Raw genomic sequence first — 8,419 nt, forward strand, 5'->3', positions numbered from 1 at the left:
GACACAGAGCACTCCGGCGCTCCGCGCCTCCGGTCCAAGGATGGCCTTCACCCCCGCCCTGAAGGGCGGAGCACTGGCCAAGATCAGAGGTAGATGTAGTCGCCGAGGTGGACGACGAAGTCGACGTTCTCGCGCGCGATGCCCCGGTGGGCCGCGTAGAAACCGTCGTGGAACGCCTGGCAGTTGGCCGCGGCGAAGCGCACCGAGGAGACGCGGCCGACGGGCGCGGTCTTCGTACGGCCGATCCGGCTGCGCCTGCCCAGCGCCCTGAACGCGTACCAGTAGCGGGTGTTCGGGCTCAGCCCGGAGACCGGGACGTGCACGCTGTGACCGAGCGTCGCCGAGGCGGGCACGGTGCCTTCCGCGACGACCCGCGTCAGCTGGGGGTCGGTGGCGACGACCCACTGGACCTCGACGATCTCGGACAGCTTCTGTTCGGCGGCCAGCGGCTCGGGGGCCAGCCGGGTCCACAGCAGGACGCTGTCCGGCTGCGGGTCGCCGGACGCGACGCCGAGGGTGAACGGCGCCGGGTCGTAGTCGGCGCCCAGCGCCTGGGCGGCCTCCAGGGCCTGCGCGGGCGAGAGCCCGGCGGCCAGCGGCCAGGCGAGGTTCAGGGCACCGGCGGCTCCGGCGGCCTTGAGCAGATCGCGTCGGTTGAGCCTGGTCACTTGAGTCCCTCCGTGGCGTGCAGCGTGAGCGATATCGAGTCCGCGTAGCCGTCGTTGGACGTTCCGCCACCGCTGCGGGTGAGGACGAGCAGCACCCGCGCGGAGCGCGCCGTACGCGGCACCCGCGCGGTCGCCGTACGCTCCAGGAGCGCGGTACGGGACAGCCGCTCGGCGGCCGTCACCGGGCCGAGCACGGACAGGGCGACCGGGGTCCCCTGGGCGTTCCGGAACTCCACGGACAGCCTGGCGCCGTCCTCCTGCGTGGCGTAGCCGCCCAGCCAGCCGGCGAGGGTGTACCGCACCCGCCCGGCGTCGATGTGCCGCCACCCCGTGGTGCCCGTCCTCGGCAGGGCGATGTCCTGGACGAGGGCGGTGCGCGGGCTGTTGCCGCCGGAGAAGAACCGCGTGCCACGGGCGGACGGCCCGGGGTCCGCGGGCCCCGGGTAGCCGTTGCCCAGGCTGTACGCGATGAGCGCGGGCGCTCCTTCCCGCACCTCCCAGCCGGTCACGCCGGTGACCGGCTCGGCGGACCCGCCGGGCCCGCTCTCCGCGTCTCCGTTGACTACGAGATTCACCTGAGCCTCCTCGATCAAGCGCTCTTCACATGGCCCGTGTATCGCAGCAGTCGGGGGTGAACCTGTGAAGACGAGTCGGAGAACAGTGTCGCCGAGTTGTACAGACAACTCCCGGGTGCCGAGGGGATGAGGCGTGCAGTGAGGCACGCGCCGATGCCCCTCCGCGAGGCAGAATGCACGTATGACCACCGATCAGAATCCCGCGTCGGATGCGGAGCCCGCACCTCGCTGCTCCATGCCGGGGCCGGACACCTGGGACCTCCTCCTGCAGGGCAACTTCTTCTGCTCGCTGCCGCGCGGCCACGCCGGGCTGCACCACGAGCCGGGTGCGCCCCGTGAGTGGTACGACGACGAGTAAGCAGCAAGGCGCCCGAACGCGCACGCGCGTGTGTGCCGTCAGGAGGGTTGGACCGGACCTGTCGGACCTGTCGGACCTGCCGGACCGCGCCGAACCGTCCAGCGCCCTACAGGTGCCGCCGGAGGGCCGCGCGGGCCAGGGAAGGACCGGTCTGCGCGGTGGCGGTGGTGAGGGCGGTGCGGGGCCGGCGGCAGTCGTCGCAGTGGTCCTCGTCCGCCGAGGGCAGGAACAGGTACGGCTGTACATGCCGCCCGCTCTCGCACTCCCGGAGGCGCGCGACCCTCGGCTGCGGTGGCGGCGGGGCGACCGGCGGCACCTCGCGCAGGATGTACCGCAGCAGCCCGCCGGGACGGTGGATGGGGCTGCCCCGGCCCGGCAGGCAGCGGGCGACGGCGTCCCGCACGGCGTCGGCCATGTGCCCCGCCTCCAGCCAGCGGGCCGCGAGGCCCGTCAACTCGGGGAGCATGGCGCGCGGAACGCGCAGCCGGGGATCGAGGGCGGGCAGCCCGTCGACGAGGCGGCGCGCCTCGGGCGCATCGTGACCCCCGTGACCCCCGTGACCCCCGTGACCCCCGTGACCCCCGTGACCCCCGTGACCCCCGGGGACTTCGACGGCCTCGGGTGGGGGAGGGTTGGAGGTGTTCTCCCCGGATGTTCCTTCTGGATGACGGCCGACGGCCCGACCGGTCGGCTCACCGGCGGCCGGACGGGTGTCCGTCGGAGGGCCGCACCGCACCGCTGACACCTCGGCGGGGCTCAGCGGCACGTTGGAGACGAGCTGCCGGGTGGCCCAGAGCCCGCGAGCGCCCTGCTCGCGCCACTCGTGGAGATAGCCGGCCGCCTTCAACTGGCCCTTGGCGCGCAGGAAGGCGACCTTGCGGATGCCCGCCCGTTCGGCGGTCTTGGAGAGCGGCTCGTTGACGCCGTCGGGAAGCGAGAGCTGCCAGCACAGAAGCCGTACGGCGTCGGAATTGAGATCGGGATGCCGAAGGATCTCGTGGGGGATCTGACTGAAGCGCCGGGTCGGCGCGTTAGCATGACGAAGCATTCCGGGTGCTCCTCTAAGCACTCGAAGTGAAGGCCCTCGGCGCTGGCTGCAACCAGCTCGGGGGCCGCTTTTGTGCTCACCGTACCGCAAGCTCCGTGGTCGTCTGATCACTCGATGTGACGATGCAGCGGGCGCACCGGCAGGGCGGGAATCGCAGAATCGATTCGACGGGCACGTCTCCTCTCCGGGGTGCGTACGTCCTGGTGGTGGACCAGGTGCGGCCGCCGTCGCGCGAGACGCGCAGCGTCATCACCACTCGCCGCCGTACCGCTGCTGCTTCGTGCGCAGCCAGTCCTGGATCTCCCGCGTCTCGCGGGGCGTGGCGGGCCGGAGGTCGCAGGCGCGGATCGTGGCCACGAAGTGCACGAACCGCACACGCCGGTGGACTCCGTCCACGCCGATGACCTTGCCGGGGCCGTAGACGTCGGTTCCGGTATGGGCGACGAAGGCGCCGGGACCGTGGGGGGTTTGCATTGCGCGCGAGCCCTTTCGCTCTGTGTGTTGTTCCGGTCACACAGTGGCGTGGATCACGTTACGCTCGACAGGGGTTCGGATGTGACAACGCAACCAGCACGTCGGGGAGTTGGTCGTGGCAATCGAGGACAATCCTGAATCGCGCCGAAAATACGGTGAAGAGCTGAAACGCCGAAGGGAAGCGGCGGGGCTCACGCAGGAGGGCCTCAGCGAACTGACGATCATCTCGCGCACCCACCTGGCGCACATGGAAGCGGGCCGCCGCCGCCCGGACGTGGCGGACGCGCGGCGCCTGGACCAGGTGCTGAATACAGGGGACGACTTCTTCGAGCGGTTCCTGCCGATGCTGGACGGCAAGAAGGTGGCGGAGCACTTCGAGGAGGCTCTGGAGTTCGAGGGCCAGGCGACGGTGATCCGGGTGTACGCGCCGACACTGGTCCCCGGAGTCCTCCAGACCCGGGCGTACGCCGAAGAGGTCCTCACCTCGGGCCCTGAGCCCAAGGGCGACGACGAATGTGACAGGCTCCTCGTCACAAGGCTGGAACGGGCCCGCATCCTGGAGAATTTCGACTCTCCGATGTTCTGGGTGATCCTCGACGAGGCCGTGCTACGACGGAACATAGGTGGCGCGGCGGTGATGTGCGAGCAGCTCCGTCACATCGTGAGCATGGCGGAGGCCCGCCGGATCCGTGTGCACGTACTGCCGTTCAGTGCGGGTGCCCACACGCTCCTGGAGGGGTTCGTCTCGCTGATGTGGTTCGAGGACCAGCCCCCGATCGCGTACGTGGAAGGCCTCAACAGCGGGCGGGTCTGGGAGTCTCCGGACATGGTCCGCGCATGTCAGCTCGACTACGATCACGCTCTGGGTGACGCGCTGTCCCACTGCGAGTCGCTTGCTCTGATCAGGTCCGTTGCGAAGGAATACGAGCATGCATCACAGCAGCACGAGCATCCCTGACGCCTCGGTCGTCCCCGGCTGGCGCAAGTCCTCGTACAGCGGTGGGGACAGCGGCAACTGCCTCGAAGTCGGCGACGCCTGGCGCAAGTCCTCGTACAGCGGTGGCAATAGCGGCGACTGCCTCGAAGTCAACGACGCCGCCTGCTCCGCCCACGTCCCCGTCCGGGACAGCAAGAACCCCACCGGTCCCGCGCTCCTCTTCCCCGCGACCGCGTGGGCGGCGTTCGTCGACGGGGTCAAGGGGTCGTCACTCGGGCATCGCTGACACCGCGGCCCTGGCGATCCGCACGGCCTCCTCCTCGCAGGTGGAGTTGGGGTGCCGGTCGCCGGTCAGCATGACCCAGACGGCGAGGTTGCCGTCGCGGACGTTCAGGGAGCAGTTCCAGTCGCGGCGGGACGTGTCCCAGGACGCCTCGTCGCCGAGGCCGACGTCCTCGCGGCCTGAGAGCGACGCCTCTCGGTCGAAGGACTCGTCCTGGCGCTCCGTACCGTTCCCGTCCGCGCCGGTCGTCCGGATCAGGGTCCAGCGGACGACGGCTTCCGGCTTGTCCATCGGGTACAGCTCCGTGGGGTGGACCTCCGTTCCGTACCAGGAGCAGCGGGTCACGTGGACGGGGCTGTTCTCGACGCTGCTGTCCTGGTCCGCGCGCCGGGCCGGCAGGGGAAGCGTCGGGGCCGCGTCCGCGCAGAGCGGCAGCTTCGTGTACTTGTCCGCCGGACTCTTCGCGGCGCCGTCCGTACCGCCGCCCTTGCCGTCGTCCTCCCGAAGCGCGATGTACGTGCCGACTCCCGCGCCCGCCAGGGCGACCGCGCCCGCCGTGAGCAGGGCCACGAGCCTGCCGCGCCTGCGCGGTGCGCGAGTGGTGGGGGCGGGGTCCCGTACGGGCGCCGTGACGGTCTCGGCTGCCGGGGCGGGCTCGGGTTCCCGTGGGGGTGGGACGGACGTGCTGTCCTCGGCGATGTCGTCCCCGCCCAACAGGGCCTCCAGCCGGCCCTTCTGTTCCGCGATCAGTTCATGGACGGCGGGCGGCCAGGGCCGGGTCGCCGGGGACACGGGACCGAGCAGCTTGCGGAGTTCGGCGACGGTCGGGCGGCTCGACGGGTCCTTGGCGAGGCAGCGGGCGACGGCCCCTCGCAGTTCTTTCGGTACGCCGGCGAGGTCGGGCTTGGAGTTGACCACGTTGAACAGGGTCATGAGGGTCGAGTCGGCCGCGAAGGGCGAGCGGCCGGTCGCGGCGAAGGCGAGGACGGCGCCGAGCGAGAAGATGTCGCTCGCCTCGGTGAGCTTCTTGGTCTCGGCCTGCTCGGGCGACATGAACGGCGGCGAGCCGATCACCCAGCCGGTCTGGGTCAGCGCGGTGGCCGCTTCCGGCTCGACCGCACGGGCGATGCCGAAGTCGATCACGCGGACGCCGTCCTCGGCGAGCAGGACGTTCTCCGGCTTGAGATCACGGTGGATGAGACGGACGCGGTGGATCTCCTCGAGCGCCGTCACCAGGCCGAGCGCCAGTCGGCGTAAGGTCTCCGTGGGCAGCGGTCCGGTGGTCTTCACGGCCGCGCCGAGGGAGGGGCCGGGCACGAACACCGAGGCGAGCCAGGGCAGCTCGGCGTCGGCGTCGGCGTCCATGACGGCGGCCGTGTAGGCGCCGGAGACCTTGCGCGAGGCGGCGACCTCGCTCCGGAAGCGTGAACGGAAGCCGTCCTCGGCGGCGAACCGCCGGTGCACCTGCTTCACCGCGGCGAGGCGGCCGTCGGGAGCGGCTCCGAGGAACACCCGGCCCATGCCGCCGCTGCCCAACTCGGTGAGCAGCCGGTACGGCCCGGCCTCCGTCGGCATGCGTGCGTCACGCGGTGTCATACCGGTTCTCCCCCTCGGATCTCCCCTGAATGCGCGGTGATCCTATGGCCCTGGACCGCCCGGCGGGCGGCAGACTCCCGATCACGGCCGGGCGTTGCCGCACCGGGATCAGCGCGTGGCCCGGAAGCCGTCGACCCGGCCGTTCCCCCGGTGGATCAGCCCCACGTACGTGTTGACCAGCAGCGGTGAGAATCCGGGATCGGTGCCTTGTCGGCCCCGGTCGTCCCGTCCAGGACGGCTGTCGGGGGAGCTGCCCGACCCCTTCGTGCTGGTGGGGAAGGCGACGACCGCGTACCGCTTGCCGTCGGCCGCGCCGAGGCCGGCCGCCTGACCGGGAATCGGATCGCCATCGACGGGGTTGGTGGGGGACGAGAGCCGTTACAGGAGGGTCATGCGAGCGATTCAGGTGTACGAAGTGGGCGGTCCCGAGGTGCTGCAGGAGGCCGAGGTGGACCAGCCGCGGCCGGGTCCGGGCGAGGCGGTCGTGGAGGTCGCCGCATCCGGGGTCAACTTCCTCGACGTCTACCACCGCGAAGGCCGGTACAGCCTCCCGCTGCCCTTCACCCCGGGCGCTGAGGGCGCCGGCACGGTCGTCGAAGTGGGACCCGGCGTCGCTGACGTCGCAGTCGGGGACCGGGTCGGTTGGGTGGAGATTCCCGGCACGTATGCCGAGCGGGCCGTCGTGGACTCCTCCCGGCTGGTGCCGCTGCCCGACGACATCGGCTTCGAGACTGCCGCCGCCGTGCTCCTGCAAGGAATGACCGCGCACTATCTCGTCACAGACGCATACCCGGTCCAGCGGGGCGACACGGTGCTCGTGCATGCGGCTGCCGGTGGCATGGGGCTCCTTTTGACCCAGCTCATCACCCATCTCGGCGGCAGGGTGATCGGCACGACGTCGACCGCGGCGAAGGCCGAGCTGGCGAAGCGTGCCGGGGCCGCCGAGGTGATCCTTTCCTCCGAAGTCGACGATCTCGCAGCCGAGGTGAGGCGGCTCAACGGCGGTCAGGGACTGCCGGTTGTCTTCGACGGCGTCGGCGCGCACACCTTCGATGCGAGCCTCGCCAGCCTGCGAACCCGCGGCCATCTCGTGCTCTTCGGCGCGGCAAGTGGTGCCGTGCCTCCGTTTGATCCGATTCGGCTGGCCCACGGCGGTTCGCTGACCCTGATCCGGCCCAGCCTCGGGGACTTCATCGCCGATCGGTCCGAACTGCTCCGACGGGCCGCCGATGTGTTCGAGTGGGTGCGCTCCAAGGCGCTTGAGGTCACCGTGACGGGCCGCTACGCATTGTCCGAGGCCGCCCAGGCCCACAGCGATCTGGAGGCTCGGCGTACCACCGGCAAGCTGCTCGTCGTACCCGATGCCGCCGCTATGGGACGCCGTGAGGAGACGCAGAGCTGATCGCGGGTGACGAGGTCGGGGATCTTGGAGACTGAGATGGCGAGGGCATGGCCGACCGTCATCGCCAAGATCCCCGACAGCGTCAGGCACTCAGCAGGCCGAGATCAGGTTCTGGCGGGTTTCTGGCGTATCCGGGTCACACCCCTTCAAGATCCCTCAGCCGAGACCTGGCAAAAAACACCCGTCCACAACCTCCCGGGACACGACATCTAGGCGGCGCCGGGCCCGTCCAGGAAGCGCAGGAGTACGGCGGCCTCCGCGCGGAGCCGTTCGGCCCGGTCGGCGTGCGCGGGCGCGGTCAACTGCGCGGCGGCCTCCAGGCGCTCGGTGGCCTCGGCGCGGACGAGTTCCACCACGGTCTGCTCGCTCAGTTCCTGCCGTACGGCTTCGGTGGCACCGACACCGGCGGGCGAGGCCTCGAGGGCGGTGCCACGGAGCTGGTCCTCGGCCAGGGGCACGGCCTCGGCGTTGTCCAGCGCGGAGAGGGTCGAGCGCAGGGCGCTCACGGCGGCCTTGTCGCGGGCGCGCATGGCGACGGGCAGGGCTTCACGCATACGAGGACGTACGGACATGCCGGCGACCCTATGCGCGCCCCCGGCCGCCCACAACGCGATATGCGGTCCCGAAGGGCACGGTCACCACGTGCGCCGCACGGTCGCCTTGCCACCGGTCACCAGGCTTGCCGGCGGAACGTCGTCGGCCACGACCGCACCGGCCGCGATCACCGCGTCACGGCCGATGCGGACGCCGGGCAGGATGGTGGCACCGGCGCCGATCCACACGTTCTCCGCCACGTCGATGGGTGCGCCGGTGAGGTACAGCCGCCGTTCCTCGGGATCGACCGGGTGGCCGCTGGTGATGAACGTGACCTTCGGCCCGACCATCACACGCTCGCCGAGGCGGATGCCGGCGTAGTCCAGGAACGTGCAGTTCTGGTTGATGAAGACGCGCTCGGCGAGGTCGAGGTTCAGGCCGTGGTCCGTTTGAAGTGCTCTCCCGGCTGAAGCCGGGAGATTCCTGCTTACCTTGCGGCAGCGGGCTTGACGCGCTTCGCGCGCCTGACGACTGCCCTCCCGGC

At 70.9% G+C, this 8,419-nt stretch carries 10 protein-coding genes and 1 pseudogene; 4 read left to right on the top strand and 7 right to left on the bottom strand.

Going from position 1 to position 8,419, the window contains the following annotated elements:
* Positions 1-89: 89 nt before the first annotated feature.
* Positions 90-668, bottom strand: a pseudogene (locus ACFUJR_RS37935) (alkaline phosphatase D family protein); the annotation flags it as partial.
* The gene (locus ACFUJR_RS37940) at positions 665-1,243 is read right to left on the bottom strand and encodes a phosphoesterase (RefSeq protein WP_383179789.1); all 579 of its coding nucleotides are present in this window, start codon (positions 1,241-1,243) and stop codon (positions 665-667) included. The pseudogene ACFUJR_RS37935 and the gene ACFUJR_RS37940, both read right to left, overlap by 4 nt.
* 181 nt (positions 1,244-1,424) lie before the next feature.
* On the opposite strand from ACFUJR_RS37940, the gene ACFUJR_RS37945 reads away from it, so the two are divergent.
* Positions 1,425-1,601, top strand: coding sequence for a hypothetical protein (locus tag ACFUJR_RS37945; protein WP_383179792.1), 177 nt, complete (start codon positions 1,425-1,427; stop codon positions 1,599-1,601).
* Positions 1,602-1,707: 106 nt separating this feature from the next.
* On the opposite strand, the gene ACFUJR_RS37950 is transcribed toward ACFUJR_RS37945, so the two are convergent.
* Together ACFUJR_RS37950 and ACFUJR_RS37955 are read right to left on the bottom strand one after the other, a co-directional pair.
* Positions 1,708-2,649 carry a hypothetical protein gene (locus ACFUJR_RS37950; RefSeq protein WP_383179795.1) on the bottom strand — a complete coding sequence of 314 codons (942 nt, stop codon included), beginning with the start codon at positions 2,647-2,649 and terminating at the stop codon, positions 1,708-1,710.
* 249 nt (positions 2,650-2,898) lie between these two features.
* On the bottom strand, positions 2,899-3,123 hold the full coding sequence (locus tag ACFUJR_RS37955; RefSeq protein WP_361436268.1) for a hypothetical protein: 225 nt from the start codon (positions 3,121-3,123) through the stop codon (positions 2,899-2,901).
* Between the two features lie 115 nt (positions 3,124-3,238).
* Between ACFUJR_RS37955 and ACFUJR_RS37960 the strand changes: the two genes are divergently transcribed.
* Both ACFUJR_RS37960 and ACFUJR_RS37965 read left to right on the top strand, forming a co-directional pair.
* Positions 3,239-4,081 (top strand): helix-turn-helix domain-containing protein, encoded by an 843-nt coding sequence (locus ACFUJR_RS37960; RefSeq protein WP_383179799.1) that lies wholly within the window; start codon positions 3,239-3,241, stop codon positions 4,079-4,081.
* A complete protein-coding gene (locus ACFUJR_RS37965) occupies positions 4,053-4,346 on the top strand; it encodes a DUF397 domain-containing protein (RefSeq protein ID WP_383179802.1) in 294 nt (97 codons plus the stop codon). The genes ACFUJR_RS37960 and ACFUJR_RS37965 overlap by 29 nt, the downstream gene beginning before the upstream one ends.
* Here the strand turns inward: ACFUJR_RS37965 and ACFUJR_RS37970 are convergent.
* Positions 4,329-5,939, bottom strand: coding sequence for a serine/threonine-protein kinase (locus tag ACFUJR_RS37970; RefSeq protein WP_383179805.1), 1,611 nt, complete (start codon positions 5,937-5,939; stop codon positions 4,329-4,331). The two genes, ACFUJR_RS37965 and ACFUJR_RS37970, sit on opposite strands and share 18 nt — an antisense overlap.
* A 391-nt stretch (positions 5,940-6,330) precedes the next feature.
* Here ACFUJR_RS37970 and ACFUJR_RS37975 point away from each other — a divergent pair, with 391 nt between their 5' ends.
* The gene (locus ACFUJR_RS37975) at positions 6,331-7,341 is read left to right on the top strand and encodes a quinone oxidoreductase family protein (RefSeq protein WP_383179811.1); all 1,011 of its coding nucleotides are present in this window, start codon (positions 6,331-6,333) and stop codon (positions 7,339-7,341) included.
* 209 nt (positions 7,342-7,550) lie between these two features.
* Here the strand turns inward: ACFUJR_RS37975 and ACFUJR_RS37980 are convergent, their stop codons facing one another.
* Together ACFUJR_RS37980 and ACFUJR_RS37985 are read right to left on the bottom strand one after the other, a co-directional pair.
* A complete protein-coding gene (locus ACFUJR_RS37980) occupies positions 7,551-7,871 on the bottom strand; it encodes a hypothetical protein (RefSeq protein ID WP_383179813.1) in 321 nt (106 codons plus the stop codon).
* A 105-nt stretch (positions 7,872-7,976) separates the two neighbouring features.
* The coding region (locus tag ACFUJR_RS37985) for a DapH/DapD/GlmU-related protein (RefSeq protein WP_383179808.1) at positions 7,977-8,419 on the bottom strand (443 nt) is incomplete at its 5' end.

This window comes from Streptomyces sp. NPDC057271 (assembly GCF_042668715.1).
In the GTDB taxonomy this organism is placed as follows: Bacteria; Actinomycetota; Actinomycetes; order Streptomycetales; family Streptomycetaceae; genus Streptomyces.

Coding starts and splice junctions, on each gene's coding strand:
- ACFUJR_RS37955 (WP_361436268.1), bottom strand. CDS start 3,123: ATGCAAACCCCCCACGGTCCCGGCGCCTTCGTCGCCCATACCGGAACC.
- ACFUJR_RS37970 (WP_383179805.1), bottom strand. CDS start 5,939: ATGACACCGCGTGACGCACGCATGCCGACGGAGGCCGGGCCGTACCGG.
- ACFUJR_RS37975 (WP_383179811.1), top strand. CDS start 6,331: ATGCGAGCGATTCAGGTGTACGAAGTGGGCGGTCCCGAGGTGCTGCAG.
- ACFUJR_RS37980 (WP_383179813.1), bottom strand. CDS start 7,871: ATGCGCGCCCGCGACAAGGCCGCCGTGAGCGCCCTGCGCTCGACCCTC.
- ACFUJR_RS37965 (WP_383179802.1), top strand. CDS start 4,053: ATGCATCACAGCAGCACGAGCATCCCTGACGCCTCGGTCGTCCCCGGC.
- ACFUJR_RS37950 (WP_383179795.1), bottom strand. CDS start 2,649: ATGCTTCGTCATGCTAACGCGCCGACCCGGCGCTTCAGTCAGATCCCC.
- ACFUJR_RS37945 (WP_383179792.1), top strand. CDS start 1,425: ATGACCACCGATCAGAATCCCGCGTCGGATGCGGAGCCCGCACCTCGC.